Raw genomic sequence first — 23,882 nt, 5'->3', positions numbered from 1 at the left:
AAATAGCATGAAACCTATTATCAGTAATTCGGCTGTGTTGACCTTAATTGCTAACGGGGCAAGCATTACGCCCGATCTGGCGCGCATTTACACACAAAAGCGCAGTGGGCACCACGTTACGCTACGCGTAACCCACGCTCGAAGAGTGTTGGCATATCTGCCCACTGGGCTTTATGTAATGCCCGACGAGTTCAACCCAAAGACCAAACAGCTCGCCGACGCTTTCCTCAATGAGACGCTGGCGGCGATGCTGAGTCGAGCGGGTAAAGTGGTCGCCAGCACCTTGGATCCCGCCAAAATCAAAGCCGGATGGGAACGGCAGCGCGTGACGTTGCAAGGCGAAAGCACGGTGGAAACGATGGATTCGATAGCCGAACACCGCAGCTACGTAGAGCTTCAAAACATGGCTGCCCGGTTAGAGAAGGAGTTGGCTTTGGTTCACGAAGCCATGAAGCAGATGGAAGCCGACAACACAGGGTTGGCAATTGGACCGGTTACCTCGATAAGCGAGCGCAAGGACTTCGATCAAGCCCTCGCTGCGTTCATGGCGGAAACCGAAGATAAGCTGACGCTTAAGCCGCGTGATTTTCAAATGTGGCAGACGTGGAAGGCACGGTTGAAAGAATGTGCGCAACACCACCACTTAACCCTCACCCTGCTCGGCTTCAACATGAAGTTTTACGCCAAGTACAAGGCGTATCTGATGGATGTACGCGGAAATAAGTTATCGACGTTTGGCGCTCACGTTAAGCGGCTCAAATCGTTCCTCAAGTGGGCGGAGCAAAACGGCTACACGGTGGGCACAGGACACAAAAGCAAGGCGTTTGCCATTGTTGAGGAAGCCAAGACGATCGCCTATCTGTGCGACAAAGAGTTGGACATGCTATGGGCGTACAAGCAAGTCAAGCCCGAGCACGCGAAGCAGATCGACCTGTGCCTATTCCAGAGCCTGACCGGGCTCCGTATTTCGGATGCCGCCAAGAAGCATCATATCACCACGCTCGTGATCGACGGGGTAGCCGTTGAATACCTTGTTGGCAAGTGTAAGAAGACGGGCGGAATGTACAAGGTGCCCTTGAGCTTGGATAACCGCATCAAACAAATCTTGGTCGGGCACAACCACAACATGGCGATCATTACGGAGGCGTACTACAATCGCACCATCAAGGAAATCGTCGCCGAGATGTACGATCACCACGGTGTGTCGATGCCCACCGTAGTCGTGGTCCGCGAAGATGCCAAAGGTGTAGCGGTGTCCACCGAAACCCCGATAAACCTTGAACTAAGCACGCACAGCAACCGCAGATCCTTTGTTTCGCGACATATCAACAGCGACGAGTTTAAGCACACCGACGTATTGGAAATGCTTGGCAGCACGGATATGAAAGAGCTACAGAAATACATTCAAGTGGATTCAGGCGCGTTGAATGCGAAGGCTGTCGCCAACGCGAAGACACGGGCAAGCAAACGCCAGTAAGTAGTGTTGCCTAAGTAGCCTGATAAGTTTACTTGTTCCGTGTATTCGGAGTGATTCGGAGTTTATACGATTCGATATTGACCGGTTGTTTTGTGAGTTGAATCGTGTAGTCGGCGGTTTCGTATTCAAAGTTCTTTTTCCCAATGGAACCGACCAATAGTTTCGGCTTGGGAATGCCCATCTGAGTAAATGCCTTGCTCACCACCTTTTTATACGCGGCAAGGGCGTATCCACGGTTGGTTTCGTTGAAAATGTCCAACTGGATATCCACTTGATCCGCATACTCGGACTGTTCCCCGGTGACATAGCAGAAGATGTTCGTGTACAACCCCGAGTTGGGCATCGGCGACCCAATGTTGAGTTCTTCGGATAAGCTGGCGTATTGTTCTTCCGAGTAATGCCACGGACTTAATGCACCCACGCCGATGGTGGATAGTTTCCGTCGTAGCCCGTCAGGGTCATTGAATAACTTAACGCGGGCAACCTGCGGCGGTTGGGTCGCAGGATCCGGCAACAGATAGCCCGGGGTTTCTTGGGGTGGGGCGGCAGCAATCGGCGCGTCGGGGCTTTTAAAAGCGTTCAGGATGCCTCCCACCAGCACAAAAAACAGGGATACAGCGACCGTATAAAACAGGATGGGATAGGTGATTCGATACTTGTTGAAGATGTTCATGGTTGGTGACGAACTTAAGTAGTTATCATTTTTTTCTTAGCTGGAGAGCTACGAATGGCTACTTGGCATCGAGCACGAGGTAAACCCCGTTCTTGGTGTAATAAAACATCTGGTCGTTGAGGACGGTCGCGTTAAAGCCGTTCTTGGCGCGGTAGGTGTGCCGGATCCGCCACGCGGGCTGTCCGTCATGGGCGGCAATGGCTTGTGGCTCGCTCACCCCTCGGCTTTCGTACGAGTCCCAATCGTTGAGATTCGCCCGTAGGTAGGGGCGCAGTACCTTGTATTCAGCGTGGTTCGCGTCCGCTTCCTTGGGCTGCGCGGCTTTGGCAGCAGCTTCGGCTTCCTCGGCTTGTTGCTTATCGGCTTTGGCAGCCGCGTCGGCTAGTTCCGTTTTGGTGGGGACGTGGGGATTGATGGCGTTGCTGATGCGCGTTCCGACCACGACCAGCACCAAGAACAAGAAGAGAGACTTTTTGGGGTGGTGTAAGCGGTAAAAGTTAAGCTTGTTGTAGAGAGTGGTCAGCAACTTCATGTAGATGAAAACAAGGCGTAGATAGCAATGATACGATATTATTAGCTACGCACCCCTAAGGTCTTTTCCAAGTACGGGTGACACTGGTCCCGAAATCCCCTGAGTCCCCAAGGCGCCTTACCACGGCGCTTTTTTTATGCAGATGATCGAAATGATTGTGCTTGTAAATCAATGAGTTGAAAAATACTTTCTTGGAAATTTCAAACTAAGCCTCGCCACCGACCCATAAGTAGAAAGGGAAACACGAAGGGGCGTTTCCTTCTGAAATATATAGAGAAACAAAACTATTCAACCATGCAGACAACCATTGAAATCCACGGCATTAGCTACGTGACTGCCCGGGACATCGAAGCCTACTACAAGCTAACCCGGAAGCGGGCATGGCAAGAACTACAGAAGGCGAAGCTGAGCTACGTCAAACTGCTACAGACGCATTTCTACCCGGTTGACGAGGCACGTGGCTATTTCGACCAGTTCGTGATCGCCAATCCCCGCTTCAACAAAATTGGGCTAACGGTATGAGCCATGCCCACGACATGAACAAGCAAATGCTTGCCGTCGCCAAAGAGGCGAATGAGACTGCGAAAGCCTTTTACTACACCGCCGCAGGTAAGCTAGTTGAACGCAGAAACTGGTATGACTTAGGCGAGGGGGTATACGATGACCCACCCACTTTCCACTACCTCTATGACCACTTTAAACAGTTCAGAAACATGCTGATAGAGCGCGGGGGAACCGTTGTCTCCTTTTTGGAGGGGTTCGGCGATCACGTGGTTTATAACCTTGTCAGTGAGCCGGGCACCACGCCGCAGGTCATGACATATTGGTTTTTTAGCGAAGGCAGCTACCGGGCTTATCTCGCCTACGAACAGCGGCGCGCCCGCACCGGAAAAATTGAGAATTTATTAGATGAGTAGCTCTGAAACCCACACCTCGACAACTTGGGATGACGCCCTAGACGCGGAGTTCAAACAGATAATCGCCCTTCACGGCACGCCCTACTTTGCCGAAAAGTATCACGATTACCACACCCGGCTAGAGCGTTACCGGGAGCCGAGCGAGGCGAAATTAGACGAGATGGTGGCACTGTATCACCAGAACAGACACATTTGGGAGGATGAGCTAGGGTATGAGCACACCGACGCCCAGCGAGAAAAATTGTACCATTTGCTGTGCGCCGCGAGCGCCCGCCGGGCGTTGCGGTGGGCGTGGCACACGAACCAAAACAAGGCGTGGTACGCGAACCCACGCAACCGACACCTATAAAAAAGTAGAAAATGTAAGATGAAAGACAAAGACAAAAGCATCAGTTTTCAGAAGCATTGCAACACCGCGACCGTGCTGGAAACGAGTGCTGCCAACGTACACAACCTGCGCGAACTGCTACACGCGCTGCGTTCGAACCAATCGGTGTTCGCCGCCCTACCCGTGCCGTGCATTGCCGACGCCAAAGCGCACGGGGAACTGCCCACCGTCGTTTTTACGGGCGTTTATAGCACGCGTAGCGCAGCCGGGCTGACGAGTTGGAACGGTGTTGTGGCGCTGGATCTGGACGCGGTAAAGGAGCTAAAAAACGTTAAATCACTAAACTATTTTGACGGGGAAATACAGAAAGTTATTGCCACGTTGAAGAACGTCGGTGATAATAACCAACCGTTTCAACTACATGGCTACACGCGGTCCAAATCGGGCAAAGGGTTGAGGCTATTGTACGCGGTCAACCCGTACACCCACAATTACAAAGACGTTGCGGTTTATTATTCTGACTTATATAACGCGCTGGCTACCGTCGTTAATAACTTATTGACTCGGAACGGGATTAGCTGCTTCTTTATCGATGATCAGGCAGCCGACATCAGCCACCCGTTTGCGCTCGTTGCCGACCGATACGCGGAGTACATCGGTGCCGAGGTGCCCGTGGAAATCCTGCACAAGTTGTTGACCACGTACACCAAAAGCAAAACCCGGCGCTCGGGCAACGTTACCGAGTCCATTGACTTACAGCATTTCAGCAGCACCGTGCCGCTCTCGGCTTTTCAGTTGAAGCCGGGCGTGACACTCACTGATCACCAAACCACCTACACCGTCGCCAACGTCATCAGCTACCTGTATGGCGATACCGGTCGGGCGCTGTATGAGGGTCTGGTGAAACGGGATAACGGCGGTCAGCTACGTGCCAACTGGAAAGGCTACTACCGCACGGGGCTGAGCAACGCCGCCAAAAACGAGGCGAGCTACGTGGCGAGACTCACCAAGTCCATTAGTTACTTCAGCAACAACACGGTTAAGAAAAACTACGCGTATGGTGCCGAGAAGGGCAAGGTCTATCGGCTAACCTCCGACCACAACACGTTCGAAGGCTTTGGCGAAAAGCTGCACATTACCAAGTACTTGACTGAGCGCGAGCGGCACATTGTGTACGCGATCAAGAAGTTCAAGCGGGTGGTGATTAAATCCGACACCGGCACCGGGAAAACTACCCTTATGAAGCGGTTGGTCAACCATTTCCCGACGGAGAAAATTGATTTTATCGCCCCGACGCTTAGCATCGTTCAACAACAGGACGTGTTGCAAATCACGGGCGATAAGAGCCTCACCGACACGCAGAGCGGCGCTCGAATCGTCGCTACGACTTACGCCAGCATCAACAAGTTAGCAACCCGCGAAGCCAGCGTACTGGTGATCGACGAGGCGCACCATTTGCTGGAAGATTTCACCAAAGACTTTCGGGAGGGTAATATCAAGGACATTATGAACGCCATGAGCCGGTATGATCACGTGGTGCTATGCACCGGTACCGCCCACAACCTGAATTTCCGAGGCTTTCAACTCATCGACGTTAAGCGCGACACAAGTAAGAATATAAAGCTGGTTGAGGGAGTGGATATTGATAACTTCTTAAATCTCGCCTATACCCCCGGGCAAGTGCTGAGCAACGGGACCGTGCTGCAAGCCACCGACACGGTGCTCAAAACCATTTACGTCACGAACCGCGAAACCGGGCAGGAAATCCGTAAAACAGCCCTGCGCGGCGGGTACCGACCTGATCAAGTCGTGTTCCTGCATTCGGACGCAAAACACGACGAGGTGTACAAAGCACTCGTTACGGCTCAGGTGTTGCCCGGGACGGTGAAGCTGTTGATCACGACCAAGCTACTCGCCGACGGGGTGAACATCAACAACCGGTACGCGCAGGTTGACGTGTTGTTCTTTCCAAGTCGCAAAGACAACCTCTCGTTTAACGAGGTGAAGCAGTACAGCGCCCGGTTTCGCAACGCGCGTAACCTGACTCTGTACACGTCGGTGTACGCCCCGCGCACGGTTACGGATTACCACATTCCCTCGTATGGTAAGCTCGCCCAACTCGCCCACACACAGAACCGGACCGTGCGCGAAAGCGCGGGATTAGAGTTTGATAGCTACGGATTAGAAGCGGTGGGCGAAAACGTGAAAGCCATGCAGTCAAAGGTTGACTACGTGTACTTTAACAGCAACACCATGCTGCACGAAGTAAATGAAGTACAGCTTCTGAGGCAACACCAGTTGCGGCTGAACATGTTTTACCGCAACGTGTTGGCGGTGCGCGTAGCGGTGCTGAAAGAGCTAGGCATCGACCTTGTGCAGCACGACGTGAAAAGCAAATACGCGCTAAACAAAGAAATCAACGGCGTGGTCCGCGATCGCAACCAAGAAAAAAAGGCGGCGGATCGGGCGAACTTTGTCAACCTGTTGAACGCGACGCACCTCCTTACCGACCGTTACCAGAAGCAGTTGATCAGCCAACACAACGAGATGCTCGCCAACGGCTTCACCCGCGACAGCGTCATTGACATCATCGAAACGGGCACGGGTGACAGCATCGCCAACATGGTGCGAACCAGTCGTTATTTTCACAACTACAAGCGCCTGAAAAATGGAACGAAACCACGAATAGGCACCGACTTGGATTTGAACGACGTGGCAATGATCGCCTTTTATATACAAGTTGACTTGTACATAACCGGGCACCATATCGGGGAGTTTGACCCCAAAGACCCCGCGTTTACGGGCTACTTGAACGGGTTGCGCCGTGCGGTGAACGCGAAGTTTCAGAGCAGCCTCTCAACCACCATTAAACCGGCGGAGGTGGTGAATATTGTGAAGGTCATGTACTGCGTGGTGAGCAGTTACCGGGACGACGCAGCCGGGAAAACCTCCCGGTATTACCGGATTGTGCAGCGGTACAAATTAGCCGACTTTCAGGTGATCAACCCAATAAAAACCATTCCCTGCTTAACTGAGGGCATGTTTTAGGCTAAATTGTCCACAGTTATAATGTAAACTATATTAATATAAATTACATTATAACTGTGGACTTTTTGCGTGAGATCAAGTAAACAAATTATGAAATTCTGGTATATACAGTGTCTTTAATCTTGGTTGGGGGAGCCGTCGCGGGCTCCCTTTTCTTTTTCCCTGCCGAACGGAAGCCGTGAATGCCGTACGGTTTCAATAGGTGAGTGTCCATCATGGTCGAGGCTTAATGGCAATCAATACAGCACACCTGTTCGGGATTAGCGGCTTTCTCCATCGCTTCGCGTCCTTCTTTGAACGAGAAGTACGCTAATCCCACCGCGCCGATGGCGTCGGCGTACGCGAAGCCGGTGAGGTGGTAGACGAGGCTAGACACCAACAACACCACCGACATGTAAAGGCACACTTGGGTACACTTTCCGTCGGCAATGATCGGCGCTGAGTTAAGCTCGGTCCCGATTCGGATTTTGGCGCGGGTTAGCCAGTACATCACGGCAATGGAAACCAGCGACACGATCACCCCCCCCAAGCGTTGTATCGGGGCGCTTGCCCAAAACTACGTTCAGCACCGCGCCAATAACGAGCAAGGCGGTCAGGAGGTAAAAGCCGACGCCCGTTACCTGTAAGGCATTCTTTTCAGGTTCTGTGCGGGAACTGTTGGGGTTGGCGACAATGCGGCGGATCATGAGCAGCACGCCAATGCCCGAAGCCACTTCGATGAAGCTATCCGCGCCAAACCCGAAAAGCGCCAAGGTATCGTCTTGGTAACCGAAGTAGGTTGCAATCAAACCTTCGATGAGGTTGTAACCAACGGTGAACACACTCAAGTAGTAGGCGGTGTCGAACAGCTTGTTTTCGGTGGCGATCATGGGCGCACTGCAATCTTTAAGACTAAATCCGCTCCCCGGCGAGTGTGCTCGGGCGCAGCACCAGCTTTACCAAACGCATGGGTCGAGTATTTGGTGCGGCGCACACTGGTGGCAAAAGCCGAGCAGGGGGGGGGTGGTCCGGAAAGTCCGCCGCCACAAATGGGCACGATCCCTTGCGCGTACTGTGCCCAAAATCTCGCCGCGCTGTATCAGAAAGTCTGGCGAATTTAACCGTAAGGGACCTAGCCTTGATATATAGTGTAAATGGCTAATCGACATGAACAAGTCCTTAACACACTATTAAAACGGTCAACAGTACGTCAAGAAGAAGCAGATCGCCTGCTACGGCATGCCCTCAACCTGTTTGCAACGAAGGCTGGTGCAAGCCGATGTGCGTAAGGTGGTGGAAGGGACGCGTTTCTATTTCTTGCTGTCGGACATTGAAAAGCTATTACAGAAAAAATAAACTCAGCTTATGTGCGATCTATATCCTTTACCCTCAACGCCTGAACTCCAGAATTTGCTCTCGTACGATGATTTTGAAGATTACAACTCGGAGTCCGATGATTACATCACGGCGTCGGGGCTGACCATCGTTCAACTTGACTCGGTGCCACCGAAACACTCGATTCCCCCGCAGGCATTTGTTCGTGAATTACAATGCCAATTAAGCAATGATCACGATCATTTGACGTTCGCGTACGTGCATAATTCACATCGCATGAATCTGATATTTAATGAAATACCCGACCTTTTGCTTTTGATGAAAGTCTTCTGTATCGTCACCTCGAAGTTGGTATACTTTGAGTTGGAGGGCATAGACGAAGTTATTTTCAACGCCGGGAAAGATGATGAGGTTGTCTTCCAGAACGTCAGTTCAATGTTGCAGCAAAACATGACAATTATTCCCGCGATCTTGGACTTCGTGCAGACGCACTATCGCACCACGTACTTGAACGACTAAGCGACGGACTTCCAATCTCACCTCCGCGGGTGCCGGAAACCGGGTCCCTTGTCGGACGACGCACTCACGCTAACAGGTTCCCAGGGAACGCTTGCAGGGTGGATTTGGCGGCAGGGCATGTAGTCAAAGAACACGAAACAATTTTTTCTGAGAGAGGTGCTATTATTACATAGTTGTATCGTAATATTGCCAACGTAATTTCACCTTACTCTTAATTAATATGAAAAAAGTAATCTTGGCAATGAGTCTGTTGTTGTGCACCTCCTACGCCAAAGCGCAGATCGTAACGTTGAACAAGGACAGAGTTGAAGTAAGAAACGAGCAAGGCAGCTATGTTACAAGCCGCAGTGTTTCTGGACTCAAAGATGCAATCGGTGGTAATGGCTTTGTTGTGTTTTGGTATGAAAACGGTCGAGTAGAATCGCGGGACATGGAACAACTGAACCTTATTTCTTCAAGGTCTTTTTCCGATGTGAAAACCGTGAGAGCATCAGGTAAAAATATCGTAGTGCAATACACCAACGGAAGAACGGAGATCCTAGATCCAAAACTGAATCGTATCAGTTCAAGAATTTAGTTGACTCGGAATTGATAATTTGCTAAACCAACCTTTGTTCATTGACCCGTTATGACAGCAGTCGTGGCGGGTCAATGACTTTATATGGGACTTCCGTACTGTCGCTTTAAATTGAACATAAGTTGATCGCTGCAAACGCGACCCTTGCAGGCGATGCACTCATACTATCTCGTTACGAACAAACGTATTCCCACACCTACGGCTGATTTTGGGTGCAGTGTCGGTGAATTTTCAGAGTCAAATGGAGAATGTATCAATTCAGCAACGAACCTTGCAGTAGTGGTATATATTTTATATTTGATTAATCGCTACTCTGACAACGCCGCACCGCCATGAAATCCTACGTTACTTACCTGCGAGTATCCACCGACAAGCAAGGCGCGAGCGGTCTCGGGCTAGAGGCACAACGCTCCGCCGTTGCTTCGTTTGCAAAGGACGCGACCGTAGCCGCCGAGTACGTAGAAGTTGAGAGCGGGAAGAACAACACCCGCGAAAAACTAGCCGCTGCAATTGCCTACGCCAAGAAGCACAACTCCGTGCTGCTGATTGCCAAGTTGGATCGGTTGAGCCGCAATGCTGCTTTCATTTTCACGTTGCGCGACAGTGGGGTAAATTTCATCGCTGCCGATATACCCGACGCCAACAGCCTCACGATTGGCATTTTTGCTACCCTCGCGCAGCACGAACGCGAAACGATAGCCAAGCGCACCAAAGACGCCCTAGCTGCCAAACGCGCCCGTGGCGAGCAGCTAGGTAACGCGAATAACCTCACAGCCGCCGGTCGGGTGAAAGGACAGCAAACGCGCCAAGCCAACGCCAAGACCAACAAAGCCAACGTACAAGCCGCCGAACTGATCAAACTGCACAGCGAAAAGGGCAAGAGCCTACGCGAGATAGCCGCATGTCTCAACTCTAAAGGCTACACTACACGCCGGGGCTGCCAGTTCACTGCCACTGCCGTTCAGCGGTTGCTAAACTCCTAGCCTTCATAAAGCCTTTTGGTTTGTGCATTTGCATTGTCTGACTCCTCTGTCAACAGGTTACACACTTCGTCTATGGTCAACCGACCGATCGCATATTTTGCTAACAAATGCTGTTCCCGCTGCGAAGAGGGATATCCTTCACTTGCCATAAAACGGATCAAATTGACAACTGCCTTCTGCCGTTTAGCCACTATTGCTTCCTCCATAGCAACATAATACGGCGTGATCGTAGCAACAGGAGAAATGAAAAACACGGATTTTGCAGTGAAAAAGCACTATTGTCACCCGTGTAACTACTTAGCTTCAGCCATTGGGAGCCCACATTAGAAGGGCTAAGAAGGGCAAGGGTCGGCTTGCGCGCCTACTGCACTTTCAAATCTTCCCGGGGCAAAAAAGCGTGGATAGAGCTTAGTCTCCGCTTCGGAGTTCGTTGAGCGTTATGGTGAGGAATGCCATAATATGAGCAGTTTGGTTATTCAGGATAATTTAGAACACACCTATACTGTATGTGTAGGAATGCGTTTCGCGCTGATGAACCTGACAATTTTTTCGTCAAGCTCGACCTTACGTAGTCCTGTAGCAATGCTCTGCGGTCGCGTCCCTGAGACGCTCTGGACCAAAGTTCTTAGGCTTAAGAGAGCTTTGAAGAATGTGATCCCAAACTGCTTTTGATCCTTGATAGCCGCCTTCACCTTGTCTACCCCTGCTACTACATCTTTCTGAGTGTACGCTCCCAATATCTCATTGAGCACCAGAGGACCTAGATGTAGTCTGCCATAAGATAACAATACCTTATTGAAGGGCTCTATTTTATCGGCTTTTAGAAAAATCCTAATCTGTTCTTCGATCGCTTGGTCGATGAGGATTGGCACCAAATAAACTGAATAGTTATTCTGCTTTGCGTCGTCAACCGAGGGGAACACCTTGTCATATGTGTTCGTGAATGTGACCTTCAGGGCGTTTTTAGCCGCCGAAGGTTTGAAGGAGATCTGCGACGTGAATAATTGGAAGAGTTGCTGTATAGTTACTATGTTCTTGATCCCTTGATTCTTGTAAAAATTAATCCGTCGCTCATAGTATATGCCTTCTTGCTCCAAGAACCGCTCAATATTTTGCTGAATATTATCATTCGCTTTGAGGGAGAATGCCTTGATGGGCGTTTGCGAATTTGTGGTTTCGGTAATGCGATAAGTTAGCTCAGGATCGTTGGTTTCAATGATTTTAACTAGCACCGTAGCTTCGTCGTTTAGGCACTTATTCTCAGGACTGTTGAGAAACTTTAGATCCGATTGACTCAGTTTTTCGCTGGCTTTTTGCCTCTGCTCAAGCTCTTGGTAACGCTCAAGGTTGTAGAGCGCGATGTACAAGGCATTGGAAGTTTGGCAACCATTGACGATCTGGATGCCATGTAGCCTAAATGCGTCATTGGGAAGTTCTTCAACCAATCTGCATGTAATCGTTAACCCATTGTTGAAGCTCCAGAAGTATTTCGCTTCATGCTCATCCGAACTAGTGTCTAATATCTTCGAATTTAAGTCGTTGCGCTTGTAGTAATCTCGGATATTAGCTTCAAATAATTCTCCTTGCCATTTCTTGACCAGTTGGGCGATTTCTCTGGCTTTTACAATCGAAACGTAACCATTTAACTTGTTATCCCCTGCCTCGGTGATGTACTTCAGTGTTTTCTGGTACTTCACCCGCCCGACGATCTCCTCGGAATTTTTTGATAGGTTCAGATTTTTCTGAGCGTCAACTATTTCAATAGAGTTGTTAACGTAGCCACCATCAACAAGCTCTTTCTTGATGGCAGCGATCTGAGAATTTAACAAGAAATTCTCGGTGACGTTGCTCTCCATCCCATTGAAGACCAGATAGAGCTTCACACTGATTTGGTCAGTTCTGAAGTTGTCATTCTCATAAATACTGGTCTTGATTCCATTCAACAGCTCCATTTTAGCATGAAGGAATTCGTTTTGGTCTTCTTCGAGATCTTCGTTTAGGAATACCCTTTTTAATCCCTCGTTGAACTTGAGTAGATCTGACTGCTCGATTCCGCTTCCTTTCTTGAATTGTAGGAAGTGAAATACGAAGCGTGTATCACGGTTGTAACCGTGCAATTCATCTTTGCTGTTAACGATCTCCCCATTAGCCGTGAGGTAAATGGCATCAATGCCATAATCATGCTTTTCCCCTCTAAACAAGCAGTCTACTATACCTTCTTCTAAGTCCTGTGCCTCGATATTCCTAAAAATATTTCCAAGGGAGTAGAGCATAAAAGCAATGCCCATCTTATGGCTTTCTTGTGAGTAAGCTTCAAAAATCTCAGGACGATTCGCTATTAGCTTGCTTAAGTTGTTTTCAACAATCTTGAAAAGGCTCATTGGTTTTAACTAACAGATGGTAGAAGTGTGGCTGGCGATCTCAAAGCTAAGAGGTTTGGCAGGTCCAACTAAGTACCGCCAAGAATACGGAGGGGTGCGATACCATGCGGTAAAAGCAGGGAGGGGCAAGGCACTGCCGTTAATCTATTCCTACAAAGATAGCGTGGCACGCTACGTTCGCCCCTTGTCCCTCTGAACCCTTCACTACTCCCAATGCTTGCCGTAGTGGGTTCCTTGACGAGACGTACGCATCACGGCGCAATGCCCAATAATGTGTATCGAAGGGACAGGAACCACGCGTTCCCGTAACTCGCTCGTGTCGAATGGGATCAATCAAAGGAGCCCGAACCGGGTCTATCCAACCTATCCAACATTCCTATCCAACAGGCAGCGGGCGGAAACCGCGCAACTGGTTGATAGACAAAGAAAAAGCCACCCTTTGGAGGTGGCTTTCTTGTAGTCCGTAGGGGAATCGAACCCCTGTTGGTAGAATGAAAATCTACTGTCCTAACCCCTAGACGAACGGACCGTTTTTGTTTTGGTGGTGCAAAGATACGGCGCGCTTCTTTCCGTGCAAGTTGTTGTCTGAAAAAAAGTGCTTCACGAAGCAAAATGCGTTGTTTTTCAGGCTCAAAAGTTTTTTTGTGGTCTGTTGGCGGACGCTGTTTAGTGTTTTGTACGGCAAGCGCAACTCATCCTTCGAGGGCATTAGTCCGTAGAAAAGTCCCCAAGGGGTAAGCGAAGACTGTATTGTTAGCTAACCAACGTTAGGCTGCTATCTTCGCCCCGCGTTTCAACCGGCTGCCAGTGTGGCGGCCAGTCACCTTTTTTTCTTGTTTTGCTATGGCAAAAATTAAAGTCGCCATTAACGGCTTCGGCCGCATTGGCCGCCTCACTTTCAAGTCGCTGCTCGGCCGCGACAACGTTGAAATTGTCGCAATCAACGACTTGACCGACAACAAGACGCTGGCTCACCTGCTGAAGTACGACTCCGTACACGGCCGTTTCGACGGCACCGTGACCTACGACGAGGAGAGCCTGACCGTAAACGGCCAGCGCATTTCGGCCCTCGCCGAGCGCGACCCCAAGCTGCTCCCCTGGGGCGATATGGGCATCGACGTAGTTCTCGAGTCTACCGGCCGCTTCGTAGACGAGGCTGGCGCTGGTCAGCACCTCACCGCGGGGTGCAAGAAAGTTGTTATCTCGGCTCCCGCTACCGGCAACATCCCCACCGTGGTGCTCGGCGTGAACGAAGACATCCTGACTGGTAGCGAAACCATCCTCAGCAACGCCAGCTGCACCACCAACTGCCTGGCCCCGATGGCTAAGGTGCTGGACGATGCTTTCGGCATTGAGAAAGGCTACATCACCACGGTGCACGCCTATACTTCGGACCAGAACCTGCAGGACGCGCCCCACAAAGACCTGCGCCGCGCCCGCGCTGCTGCCTACAGCATCATCCCCACCAGCACTGGCGCGGCCAAAGCCGTGGGCCTGGTGTTGCCCCAGCTGAAAGGCAAGCTCGACGGTCTGGCCATGCGTGTACCTGTTCCGGACGGCTCCATGACCGACCTGACCGTGGTTCTGAAGCGCGAGGTAACCAGGGACGAAGTGAATGCTGCTTTGAAAACGGCCGCCGAAGGCCCGCTGAAAGGCATCATCGAATACACGACCGACCCAATCGTGAGCATCGACATCGTGGGCAACCCGCACAGCTGCATTTTCGATTCGGAGCTGACTGCTGCCAACGGTACGTTGGTGAAGGTTATTGGCTGGTATGACAACGAATTCGGCTACTCGACTCGCACAGCTGACTTGATTCAGAAGCTCGGCGAGCAGATGAACGGTTAATTGCTGCACCCGTAAACTACGCCGCTCGCTTTGCCATTTCTGGCGGGGCGGGCGGCGTTTTTTTTGCAATCCCTGGTACTTCTCTTCGCCATTTCTCCTTTTTCATCATTCGCCAAGCACCAGCTGGGCGTTGCTCATGCCCAAAACCTGTTTTATTCTGAATCCCATGGCCGGGCCCAGCCGCCGGCTCGACATGCCCGCCCTGATTGCCGAGCATTTTGGCGCGTTGGAAGCCGATTATGAGATTCGCCTGACCGAGTTTGCCGGCCATGCCGTGGAACTGGCCAAACAAGCCGCCGCCGATGGCTTCCGGGTAGTAGCAGCCGTGGGCGGCGACGGCACCGTGAACGAAGTTGGCCGCGGCCTGCTGGGCACCGATGCCGCCCTGGGCATTGTGCCGCAGGGCTCCGGCAATGGCCTAGCCCGCCACTTGGAAGTGCCGTTGGCCTTGCCAGCCGCCCTGCGGCGGCTGGCAAGGCCAACTTTCAGCCGCATGGACGTGGGGGTGATGAACGGCCACCCTTTCTTCTGCACGGCCGGGCTGGGCTTCGATGCGCATGTGAGCCAGCACTTTGCCGAAGCCGGCTCTCGCGGCCTGAGCACCTACCTGCGCGTGACGCTACGCGAGTACCGCCGCTACCTGCCCGTGCCGGTGCGCGTGGAGTTGAACGGCCAAATCGAACAAACCAACTGCTATGTGCTGGCCTTCGCCAATGCCTCGCAGTACGGAAACAACGCCTACATTGCGCCCTTGGCTGACCTGCGCGACGGCCTGCTCGACGTATGCCTGATTGATGCCCTGCCGGTGATTCGGGCCATGAAGGTGAGCCTGGGCATGGCCCTTGGCAACTTGCCCCAGTCCAAGGCGGCCGAGTATTTTCGGGTGCCCCGCGGCCGGGTATCGGCGCAGGCGCCCATCGGTTTCCATGTGGACGGAGACTATCTGGGACACGCCACCGAATTTGAAATAGAAGTGATGCCCCTGGCACTGGCAGTGGCCGTGTAGGCAGCGGCTGAAGTACACTGTAGTAGGTATCGTTGCTCCGGTCCGTCCTAGGCGGTCCGTCTGGTTGAAGGGCGCGCTGCCTGCTCCAACGGCAACCGGTCGGCCCGCCTAGGACGGACCGGAGTAACGACACACTTTTACTTATTACCCGCTCAAAAAGCTTATTAAGTAACAAATTAAAGTAGTGCCACTATGAAAGCTGATAAAAACCAACGGCAGGGAGTGGTTTATTCCACCAATCCCGACTTCACTTATCAAACCAACGAAATTGAGGCCGCTACTACGCTGCCTCATCAGCAGCAACAGCTTCGGGTGCAGCTCGATAAAAAGCAGCGTGGCGGCAAGCAGGTAACTTTGATTACTGGCTTTGTGGGCACCGATGCTGATTTGCAAGCCCTGGGCAAGCTCCTCAAAACCAAGTGCGGCGTGGGTGGCAACGCCAAAGACGGCGAAATCCTGGTGCAGGGCGACTTCCGCGACAAAGTGCTGGAGGTGCTGCTGAAAGAGGGCTACAAGGCGAAGAAAGCAGGCGGCTAGCCCAAGGCACCTCAACGGGCGCACTTGCGTATGCAAGGCAAGCCGGCCTAGCGCTGGCCTGCGCTTATGGCCCCAACTCCCGTTCCTGCCGAACCTATGGCCTCGCCTGGCCGCCACCGGATGGGGTGGCGGGGCGAGTTGCTGCTGGCTGTGCTGCCCACCGTCACCGTGCTGCTAATGCTTTGGCTCCTGGAGCTGCTTAGCAACCAGCGCCTGCTGTTTGCCTCGCTGGCTTCCAGCTGTTTCCTGATTTACCTTGACCCCGGCCACCGCTCCAACAGCACCCGCACTCTGGTGCTGAGCCAGCTCGCGGCCGCTGGCCTTGGCTACGGCGCGCACCTGCTGCTGGGGCCCGGGTACGTGGGAGCTGCCCTGGCCCTGGTGTTGGTCATCGCCTTCATGATACTCACCGACTCCATGCACCCGCCTGCGGTGGCCACGGCGCTCAACTTTGCTTTCCGAGCGGGCAGTGGCGAAGGCAACTTGCTGTTGTTTGGGCTGGCCGTAGGGCTGGTACTCGCCCTATTGGCCGTGCAGCGGGGCTCGGCTTATATACTTGGCCGTCTCGCGCATTCTTCCCAATCTTAACCGCCCATTGCCTATGCTGCCCTTCTTTGCCGTGCTGTCGGTCCTTGAGCCTCCTGCTGCGTCCATACACAGCCGGGCCGAAGGCGGAGTCATGGAGGTCATGCTGTGGCTGAAGCTGGGCATTGAGACCCTGGGTGCCATCATCATTGCCGTGGGGGTTATCAGTGCGGGCTGGTTGCTGGTCAAGTCCTTCGCCAAGCGAGATGCGGCCAATTTTACGGCCATTCGCCTGACCTTGGCGCGCTACCTCGCCCTCGCCCTGGAGTTTCAGCTAGGGGCCGATATTCTTTCCACGGCCATTGCGCCCAGCTGGGAGCAGATTGGCCAGCTGGGCGCCATTGCGGTTATTCGCACAGCGCTCAACTATTTCCTCTCGCGGGAGATGAAGGAGGAACAAGAAGAGCTAAACCCGGAGAAGAAGATTGTAGACCGCGCCGATACTTAAGCGGCAGGGGCTGGGGGTACATCCGTGGCACCTGTTTTTTGTTGGCCAAATTAAGCCAAGCGGGTGCGGGCCTTATGCACGTCCTCGGGCGTGTCGATGCCAAACGCATCCAGCTCGGTTTCGGCGCAGCGAATTTGAAAGCCGGCTTCGAGCCAGCGGAGCTGTTCCAGGCTTTCGGCGGCTTCGAGCGGCGATACGGGCAACTGTGTGAGTTGCTCGAGCACACTGGGTTTGTAGGCATACAGGCCCAGGTGGCGCAGGTAGCGATGATGGGCCAGCCATTCGGCGTGCTCCCGGCCCCGCTGGTAGGGCAGGGGGTGGCGGCTGAAGTACAGGGCATGGCCCCGCTGGTTGAGCACTACTTTGGGTAAATGCGGACTGAAAAGCTCCTCCTCCGAAAGCACAGGCTTCACCAAGGTGGCGATGTCGGGCGCGGTAGCTTCGTTGGCATACAAATCGACCAGGGCATTGATTTGGCCCGGGTTAATGAACGGCTCGTCGCCCTGAATGTTGATGATGCAATGCACGTCGGCTGGACTGCCCAATTGCTGGTAGGCTTCCCAGAGGCGGTCGGTGCCGCTGGGGTGGTCGGGGCGGGTGAGTACGGCTTCGCCGCCAAAGCCCCGGACGTGCTCCAGGATGCGCTCGTCGTCGGTGGCTACCACTACGCGGGCTAGGTTGGCTTGCCGGGCCTGCGTCACTACCCGTTGTATCATGCTCAGGCCGCCGAGGTCGACCAAGGGCTTGCCAGGTAAGCGGGAGGATGCAAAACGGGCAGGAATAAGGCCGAGAACCATGGCGAAAGAGCAGAAAGGAAAAGCAGAAACGAACGCAAGTCAGCAATAATGCTTCAAATAAAGCGCTTTGCCCGCCGTTGAGGCGAGCGAAAGCCAATTGCCCGCGGGTTTTTGCGTTATTTTGTGGTTGCTAGCTGCCGGGCTGGCTTCCCGGGCGGGAACGGTACGGATATTTGAACAGGTTGATTTTATGACTATAATTCTTTCGCTTCTCACGGTGCTGGCCTTCGGCGGCCCCGGTCCTGGGAAAATGGGACCTTCGAAAAGCGCTCCAACTGACTCGATTGGCGTGGAAATGCGCAACGGCCAACGCTTCGTGAAGCACCGCGTGGCGGCCGGCGAAACCCTCATGGCCCTCACGCGCATCTACCGCGTGACACTGGCCCAGATTACGGCTGCTAACCCTCAAATCGCCAACGGCTTGGCAGTGGGTCAGATTGTGTTTGTGCCCCGGCCCTTGCCAAGCGGCCGCGCCAAAGCGGCGGCGGTTAACGCAGCCGCTGCTCCAGTAGCAGCGGCCGCCGCGCTCCCCGCAACCTACACCGTCGCCAAAGGCGAAACGCTGTTTGGCATAGCGCGGCGTTTCCAGCTCACGCCCGATGAGCTGATTAAGCTGAACAAGCTGCCGGCCAGTGGCGCTGTGCGCGTAGGCCAGCAGCTGATGCTAACCGCATCGGAAGCTGGCGCGCCCGCCCCCGCAACCGCTGCCACTCCCAGGCCCGCCCCCGCGCGGGCCGCAGAGATAGAAGCCGCACCCTCGCCCAAAGCTCCGGCGCCCGATAAACCCGCTCAGATTGCCACCGTGACCCCACCAACTACCGAAAAGGAGAAGGAAGAGGTTGAGAAAGATGAGCGCACGCCCACACGTGCCGCCGAATTGCTTTCCCGCGTGGTAGAAGCCGGCCTCGGCGCGCCCATCGACAAGAGCGTGACTGATAAGTACCTGGCTTTGCATAAAACGGCGCCCGTGGGCACCATCATGCAAGTGCGCAACAACATGAATGGCCAATCGGTGTACGTGCGCGTCATTGGCAAGCTACCCGATACGGGCGAGAACAACAACATTCTGGTGCGCCTCTCCCCACGCGCCATGCAAAAGCTGGGCACCAACGATTCCCGCTTCCGCGTCGAAACCAACTACATTCCGCAGTAGGCAAACGGCCTAAAAAGCTGAAGCCAGAACGTCATGCTGAGCGGAGCCGAAGCATCTCTACCGCAACACTAAAATCAATTAGTTACGCAGTAGAGATGCTTCGGCCCTGCTAAGCATGACGTTCGGCTTTCTGGTTATTGCCCGATAAAGATTTCTCCTTTGAATATTGCCCAGCTTCGCCGTCAGCTTGACGCTCAGTACGAGCGCTACAACCGCCCGGAGTTCATTGCCAACGACCCCATCCAAATTCCGCACCGCTTCACAAGAAGGCAGGACATAGAAATCAGCGCCTTGTTTGCGGCCTTGCTGGCGTGGGGGCAGCGGCCCACCATTATCAACAAATGCAATGAGCTAATGCGGCGCATGGACGACGCCCCGCATCAGTTCATTACCCAGCACCACGACGAGGACCTGAAGCGCCTGCTGGGCTTTTGCCACCGCACTTTCTGCGATACCGACCTGCTATACTTTGTGCATTGGCTGCGTTGGTGGTACGCTTCCAATGACTCGCTCGAAACGGCTTTTTTGCAAGGCAACACGCAGCGCGAGCGGCTCGAGAACTTCCACACGCAGTTTTTCAGCCTGCCCGATGCCCCCGGCCGCACCCGCAAGCACGTGGCCACGCCGGCCCGCAAATCGGCCTGCAAGCGCGTGAACATGTACCTGCGCTGGCTGGTGCGCCGCGATAGCCACGGCGTAGATTTCGGCCTATGGACCCAACTCTCGATGGCTGATTTGATTATGCCCATCGACCTACACGTGGAGCGGCAGGCCCGCCCGCTGGGGTTGCTGACCCGCAAGCTGGTGGACTGGCAGGCAGCTGAAGAGCTAACTGCAAATTTGCGCCTGCTGGACCCTGCGGACCCAGTGAAGTATGACTTTGCGCTGTTTGGAGCTGGGGTGGATAAAGCAGGGGTGGATAAGTAGAATTCAGGTTAGATTTAACCTCTATGGAGCAACGGATTGAGTTAGTAATAACCCGACCAGGCAGGATGTTGCTGGTGTGGTTTGGGGGTTTGGCGGTGTGTATCAGCGTGGCTATTGCAGGGGTAATAGCTGTCGAAAGATTGGGTGAAAATGCAGTAATTGTTTGGCTGGTCCTCATCATAGGAGGAAGCCTTTTTGGGCTGTACTGGCTAGGTAAGAGGAATGGGGCAAAGCCTGTACTGCTAACCCTATGGGAGGATAAGCTACTGGTGCAGGACCTAACCACTGGAAGGGAGCGGGACGTGCATTACGACAATATTGTATCATACCAGCATTCGGAATTTGATGGGGTCGAATTATTGAGAATAAAATTGAAGGATGGCAGTAAGGAAAGGATTGGAATCAACGACATGCATAAACACCAAACTTTGTCTCCACTGTTGAAGGAATTTGAAGCCGCATTGGCTATACATCAGCGCGCCTCGAACGGCGCAGCTAAAGTGGTTCGCGAAAAGACCTTTTTTGAGAAAAGTATCTCCACGGTGTTGCTGGTTATGTTGAGTGGGCTTATGGCTTGGGTAACATGGATGATTTTTACTTCAGATAAGCCTTTGGGAGCCGATATTCTTGGATGTTATGCTAGCTTCATTGCTTATGCTATGGCTTGGTGCAATGCGCGGGTGCAACGGGCCACTTAGATAGTTAGTAGCCCAACTGCGCATTTTGGAGGAGCTTGTTTTACTTGCTATGGCTCTTTTGCTTTTGAGAGCGTAATCGCGAATCTTTCCCGCCCCGCGCGGTGTTTACCTTCGCATCCTATCCTGAATACCGAAAGACTACTTTCTTGCTCTTACCCCAACACTTCGAACAAAAAATCGGCTTCACCACGCTCCGCGAGCAACTCGAAGCCAATTGCCTTTCCGCTCTGGGCCGCCAGTACGTGGCCCGCATGGAGTTTCAAACCAAGCACGAGCCGCTGCTGAAGCTGCTGCAACAGGCCGACGAGTTTACCTACCTGCTGCGCTCCGGTGCCGACTTTCCGGCCTCGCATTACTACGACCCTAAACCCCACCTCAAGCGCGCCGCCCTGCCGGGCTCCTTTCTCGACGTGGCCGCGTTTTTTGAGGTGAAAATGAGCCTGCGGACCATCCGCCAGGCGCTTACGTTCTTCACCGAAGCCGACCCCGGCCTGTACCCCACGCTGCGCCTGTTGGGCATAGGTGTACAGGTCGACCGCAACTTGCTGACTGCCATGGACAAAGTGGTGGACGACGAAGGCCAGGTGCGGGACGATGCCTCGCCGCTGCTCCGCCAGATTCGGCAGGAGCTCATTGCCCGCCAGGGTCAGTTGCGCAAGCAGATTGCCGGCATCCTGCGCCACGCCAAAAACGAAGGCTGGATTCCCGGCGACGCCGAGCCCACCATCCGGGGTGGCCGCCTGGTGCTGCCCGTTATTGCCGAGCACAAGCGCAAGGTGAAGGGACTGATTCACGACGAATCAGCCTCGGGCCAGACGGTTTTTATTGAACCGGCCGAAATTTTTGAGCTCAACAACGACATCAAGGACCTCGACAATGCCTATCACCGCGAGCTGATTCGCATTCTCACCGCCCTGACCGACCAGCTGCGCCCGCACCTGCCCGACCTGCGCCGTGCCTATTCCTACCTCGGCCTGCTCGACTTTATCAGAGCGAAAGCAAGGTTGGCCGTGTCACTCGATTGCCGCCTGCCCGTGATGCACAACAAGCCGCTGCTGAAGTGGCACGGCGTGCGCCACCCGCTGCTGCAGTTGGCTTTTGCTCAGCACAAGCGCGAAAACGGCGACCCCCGCGAGGTGGTGCCGCTGGACCTGGAGCTGAACCACGAGCAGCGCATTCTGGTCATTTCCGGCCCCAACGCCGGCGGCAAGTCTGTGAGCCTGAAAACGGTGGGCCTGGTGCAGTTCATGCTGCAAATGGGCCTGCTCATCCCGTGCGCTGACAACTCCGAAGCCGGTGTATTTGAGGATATTTTCCTGGACATCGGCGACGAGCAGAGCCTGGAAAACGACCTGAGTACCTATTCCTCGCACTTGCTAGCCATGAAGCAGTTCCTGCTGCTGGCTGGCAAGAAAAGCTTGGTGCTGATTGATGAATTTGGCACCGGCACCGAGCCCAGCCTGGGCGGCGCCATTGCCGAAGCCGTGCTCGACCAATTGAACAAGGCCCGCGTGTTCGGCGTCATCACCACGCACTATACCAACCTGAAGAACTTCGCCGAGCGCACGCCGCACCTCATCAACGGTGCTATGCGCTACGACCCCGAGAAGCTGCAGCCGCTCTACCGCCTCGAAGTGGGCAAGCCAGGCTCGTCGTTTGCCATCGAAATTGCCCGCAAAATCGGCCTGCCGAAGGACGTGGTAGAGCGCGCCACCCAGCTCGTGGGCAAAGACAAAATCCGCTACGACCGCCTGCTCGAGGGCCTCGAAAAAGAGAAAACCGAGCTCGAGCAACGCACTGCCGAAGCCGCCAAAGCGGAAAAGCGCCTGAAGCGTGCCGCCCAAGAGTACCAGGACCTCAAGCAGCACCTCGAAGACACCCGCCTCGAAACCCTGCGCACCGCCAAGCAGCAGGCCAAAGCCTTGCTGGTGAATACCAATCAGCAGATTGAAGCCACCATTGGCGAAATCCGCCGCGGCCAAGCCGACAAGGAAATCAACAAGCAGGCCCGCGAAAAGCTGGAGACCTTTGTGCGCACCGAGTTGCAGATTGAACCGCCCAAGCCCAAAGCCTCGCGCGAGCGGGCTGAAGCCGGGGCTCTGCAGCCCGGCGACAAAGTGGCCCTGTTCGGCCAGGAGGGCCACGGCGAAGTAGTGAGCGTGAAGGGCAACACGGCCGAAGTCATGTTCGGCGGCATGAAAACCCTGACCAAACTCAACCAACTCGAAAAGCTGGGCCGCGCCGAAATCAGGGAGCGGGAGCAGGCGGCCAAGGCCCGCGCTGGCAAGCTCAGCGGCGGGAGCTCAGGCGGCGGAAACGGCGTCAACATCACCGACCGCATGGCCGGGTTCAGCCCCACGCTGGACCTGCGTGGCGAGCGGGCCGAAGACGCCCTCACCAAAACCATGAGCTTCGTCGACGATGCCGTGATGCTGGGCATGCCCGAAATAAAGTTTCTGCACGGCCGCGGCAACGGCGTGCTGCGCCAAGTGGTGCGCGACTACCTGCGCTCGCAACGCGCCGTGGCCAGCGTAGCCGACGAACACGCCGATAGGGGAGGTGACGGCGTGACCATTGCGGTGCTCAAGTAGCGCGTCGGCGCCGGCAGCAGCTTTTTGAGTTGCCCCATTACCAGAGGAGCCCAGGTCTGATTAAGACCTGGGCTTTTTATTTCATGAAGTTTAAGCGGATTCAACTCAATCGGTATTCATTCGGAAAGCCCCGGTGCCACCAGCAGCTAAGCTAGCGCAGAGCAAAGGCCATGGTGCGTGTGGAATGCTAGCAGAACTGTCACCCCAAGTCCGCGGTACGCGCGTTGCAGAGCAATGTGTTTGGCAAACTGTAATTGTATAAATCCAATCTTAATTTCGCTTAATTAAATACTGTGTCTAGCGCGGGGTTTGCGTCAGACACTGCCTAACGTTTCAATTGTTATGTTTTGAGGCTAGATGAATAGAATAAGTTATATGTCTAAGTTATTGTTATTCAATAGGCTGTATTATGATAAATGATGGGTTGTGCCGATATTGCACTGATGAGCTTGGCAAAGCTCGTCTATTCGCTATTCCACAATACGGTACATGATAACAGCTCGACATTTGTCACTTCGTCTTTCATTACTTATCTTCTTC

Annotated in this window: 23 protein-coding genes and 1 tRNA gene; 16 read left to right on the top strand and 8 right to left on the bottom strand. The window is 53.8% G+C overall.

All coding sequences use genetic code 11. The annotated features are described in order from the left end of the window. The first annotated feature begins 7 nt into the window (after positions 1-7). Positions 8-1,477, top strand: coding sequence for a phage integrase SAM-like domain-containing protein (locus ACP7AJ_RS20180; protein WP_426062013.1), 1,470 nt, complete (start codon positions 8-10; stop codon positions 1,475-1,477). A 28-nt stretch (positions 1,478-1,505) separates the two neighbouring features. Here ACP7AJ_RS20180 and ACP7AJ_RS20175 read toward each other — a convergent pair whose 3' ends face one another. Both ACP7AJ_RS20175 and ACP7AJ_RS20170 read right to left on the bottom strand, forming a co-directional pair. Beyond that, positions 1,506-2,150: a DUF6030 family protein gene (locus ACP7AJ_RS20175; protein ID WP_426062012.1), complete on the bottom strand. Its 645-nt coding sequence runs from the start codon at positions 2,148-2,150 to the stop codon at positions 1,506-1,508. A gap of 58 nt (positions 2,151-2,208) precedes the next feature. Next, the gene (locus ACP7AJ_RS20170) at positions 2,209-2,682 is read right to left on the bottom strand and encodes a hypothetical protein (RefSeq protein WP_426062011.1); all 474 of its coding nucleotides are present in this window, start codon (positions 2,680-2,682) and stop codon (positions 2,209-2,211) included. A 294-nt stretch (positions 2,683-2,976) separates the two neighbouring features. On the opposite strand from ACP7AJ_RS20170, the gene ACP7AJ_RS20165 reads away from it, so the two are divergent. The 3 genes from ACP7AJ_RS20165 (at position 2,977) to ACP7AJ_RS20155 (ending at position 6,975) form a co-directional block, all read left to right on the top strand. Continuing rightward, positions 2,977-3,204 carry a hypothetical protein gene (locus ACP7AJ_RS20165; protein ID WP_426062010.1) on the top strand — a complete coding sequence of 76 codons (228 nt, stop codon included), beginning with the start codon at positions 2,977-2,979 and terminating at the stop codon, positions 3,202-3,204. Further along, the gene (locus ACP7AJ_RS20160) at positions 3,201-3,599 is read left to right on the top strand and encodes a hypothetical protein (RefSeq protein WP_426062009.1); all 399 of its coding nucleotides are present in this window, start codon (positions 3,201-3,203) and stop codon (positions 3,597-3,599) included. The genes ACP7AJ_RS20165 and ACP7AJ_RS20160 overlap by 4 nt, the downstream gene beginning before the upstream one ends. 367 nt (positions 3,600-3,966) lie before the next feature. Further along, a complete protein-coding gene (locus ACP7AJ_RS20155) occupies positions 3,967-6,975 on the top strand; it encodes a DEAD/DEAH box helicase family protein (RefSeq protein WP_426062008.1) in 3,009 nt (1,002 codons plus the stop codon). Positions 6,976-7,201: 226 nt separating this feature from the next. On the opposite strand, the gene ACP7AJ_RS20150 is transcribed toward ACP7AJ_RS20155, so the two are convergent. Together ACP7AJ_RS20150 and ACP7AJ_RS20145 are read right to left on the bottom strand one after the other, a co-directional pair. Beyond that, complete coding sequence (locus ACP7AJ_RS20150; RefSeq protein ID WP_426062007.1) at positions 7,202-7,465, bottom strand: hypothetical protein; 264 nt, start codon at positions 7,463-7,465, stop codon at positions 7,202-7,204. Further along, a complete protein-coding gene (locus ACP7AJ_RS20145; RefSeq protein ID WP_426062006.1) occupies positions 7,419-7,844 on the bottom strand; it encodes a hypothetical protein in 426 nt (141 codons plus the stop codon). Before ACP7AJ_RS20145 ends, ACP7AJ_RS20150 begins: the two co-directional genes overlap by 47 nt. Before the next feature lie 475 nt (positions 7,845-8,319). Between ACP7AJ_RS20145 and ACP7AJ_RS20140 the strand changes: the two genes are divergently transcribed. The 3 genes from ACP7AJ_RS20140 to ACP7AJ_RS20130 all read left to right on the top strand — a co-directional run bounded on the left by ACP7AJ_RS20140 (position 8,320) and on the right by ACP7AJ_RS20130 (position 10,368). Next, the gene (locus ACP7AJ_RS20140; RefSeq protein WP_426062005.1) at positions 8,320-8,808 is read left to right on the top strand and encodes a hypothetical protein; all 489 of its coding nucleotides are present in this window, start codon (positions 8,320-8,322) and stop codon (positions 8,806-8,808) included. 220 nt (positions 8,809-9,028) lie between these two features. After that, the gene (locus tag ACP7AJ_RS20135; protein WP_426062004.1) at positions 9,029-9,385 is read left to right on the top strand and encodes a hypothetical protein; all 357 of its coding nucleotides are present in this window, start codon (positions 9,029-9,031) and stop codon (positions 9,383-9,385) included. 332 nt (positions 9,386-9,717) lie between these two features. Then, positions 9,718-10,368: a recombinase family protein gene (locus ACP7AJ_RS20130; RefSeq protein WP_426062003.1), complete on the top strand. Its 651-nt coding sequence runs from the start codon at positions 9,718-9,720 to the stop codon at positions 10,366-10,368. Here ACP7AJ_RS20130 and ACP7AJ_RS20125 read toward each other — a convergent pair. The 3 genes from ACP7AJ_RS20125 to ACP7AJ_RS20115 form a co-directional block, all read right to left on the bottom strand. Further along, on the bottom strand, positions 10,365-10,622 hold the full coding sequence (locus tag ACP7AJ_RS20125; protein ID WP_426062002.1) for a hypothetical protein: 258 nt from the start codon (positions 10,620-10,622) through the stop codon (positions 10,365-10,367). The two genes, ACP7AJ_RS20130 and ACP7AJ_RS20125, sit on opposite strands and share 4 nt — an antisense overlap. A 243-nt stretch (positions 10,623-10,865) precedes the next feature. After that, the gene (locus ACP7AJ_RS20120; RefSeq protein WP_426062001.1) at positions 10,866-12,749 is read right to left on the bottom strand and encodes an AIPR family protein; all 1,884 of its coding nucleotides are present in this window, start codon (positions 12,747-12,749) and stop codon (positions 10,866-10,868) included. 457 nt (positions 12,750-13,206) lie between these two features. After that, positions 13,207-13,278, bottom strand: a tRNA-Glu gene (locus ACP7AJ_RS20115). 314 nt (positions 13,279-13,592) lie between these two features. Here ACP7AJ_RS20115 and gap point away from each other — a divergent pair. The 5 genes from gap (at position 13,593) to ACP7AJ_RS20090 (ending at position 17,176) form a co-directional block, all read left to right on the top strand. Beyond that, positions 13,593-14,600 (top strand): type I glyceraldehyde-3-phosphate dehydrogenase, encoded by a 1,008-nt coding sequence (gene gap / locus ACP7AJ_RS20110; RefSeq protein WP_426062000.1) that lies wholly within the window; start codon positions 13,593-13,595, stop codon positions 14,598-14,600. A gap of 136 nt (positions 14,601-14,736) precedes the next feature. Next, complete coding sequence (locus tag ACP7AJ_RS20105; protein ID WP_426061999.1) at positions 14,737-15,606, top strand: diacylglycerol/lipid kinase family protein; 870 nt, start codon at positions 14,737-14,739, stop codon at positions 15,604-15,606. Positions 15,607-15,798: 192 nt separating this feature from the next. Next, positions 15,799-16,143: a translation initiation factor gene (locus ACP7AJ_RS20100; protein ID WP_426061998.1), complete on the top strand. Its 345-nt coding sequence runs from the start codon at positions 15,799-15,801 to the stop codon at positions 16,141-16,143. 66 nt (positions 16,144-16,209) lie between these two features. Continuing rightward, positions 16,210-16,731 (top strand): HPP family protein, encoded by a 522-nt coding sequence (locus tag ACP7AJ_RS20095; protein ID WP_426061997.1) that lies wholly within the window; start codon positions 16,210-16,212, stop codon positions 16,729-16,731. A 13-nt stretch (positions 16,732-16,744) separates the two neighbouring features. Then, positions 16,745-17,176: a DUF1622 domain-containing protein gene (locus ACP7AJ_RS20090; protein WP_426061996.1), complete on the top strand. Its 432-nt coding sequence runs from the start codon at positions 16,745-16,747 to the stop codon at positions 17,174-17,176. A 50-nt stretch (positions 17,177-17,226) separates the two neighbouring features. Here ACP7AJ_RS20090 and kdsB read toward each other — a convergent pair whose 3' ends face one another. Beyond that, on the bottom strand, positions 17,227-17,973 hold the full coding sequence (gene kdsB, locus ACP7AJ_RS20085; protein ID WP_426061995.1) for a 3-deoxy-manno-octulosonate cytidylyltransferase: 747 nt from the start codon (positions 17,971-17,973) through the stop codon (positions 17,227-17,229). Between the two features lie 190 nt (positions 17,974-18,163). On the opposite strand from kdsB, the gene ACP7AJ_RS20080 reads away from it, so the two are divergent. From ACP7AJ_RS20080 to ACP7AJ_RS20065, 4 genes are all read left to right on the top strand, one after another. Beyond that, complete coding sequence (locus ACP7AJ_RS20080) at positions 18,164-19,126, top strand: LysM peptidoglycan-binding domain-containing protein (protein WP_426061994.1); 963 nt, start codon at positions 18,164-18,166, stop codon at positions 19,124-19,126. 159 nt (positions 19,127-19,285) lie between these two features. After that, positions 19,286-20,053, top strand: a complete 768-nt coding sequence (locus tag ACP7AJ_RS20075) for a TIGR02757 family protein (RefSeq protein ID WP_426061993.1) — start codon at positions 19,286-19,288, stop codon at positions 20,051-20,053. A gap of 23 nt (positions 20,054-20,076) precedes the next feature. Next, positions 20,077-20,751 (top strand): hypothetical protein, encoded by a 675-nt coding sequence (locus tag ACP7AJ_RS20070; protein ID WP_426061991.1) that lies wholly within the window; start codon positions 20,077-20,079, stop codon positions 20,749-20,751. A 146-nt stretch (positions 20,752-20,897) separates the two neighbouring features. Next, positions 20,898-23,342, top strand: a complete 2,445-nt coding sequence (locus tag ACP7AJ_RS20065; protein WP_426061990.1) for an endonuclease MutS2 — start codon at positions 20,898-20,900, stop codon at positions 23,340-23,342. Positions 23,343-23,882 lie beyond the last annotated feature (540 nt).

Origin of the sequence: Hymenobacter sp. B1770 (assembly GCF_049896385.1) — a bacterium.
Classification (GTDB): Bacteria; Bacteroidota; Bacteroidia; order Cytophagales; family Hymenobacteraceae; genus Hymenobacter.
The sequence above is the reverse complement of the archived record's forward strand: the minus strand, read 5'-3'. Positions and strand labels throughout refer to the sequence as shown.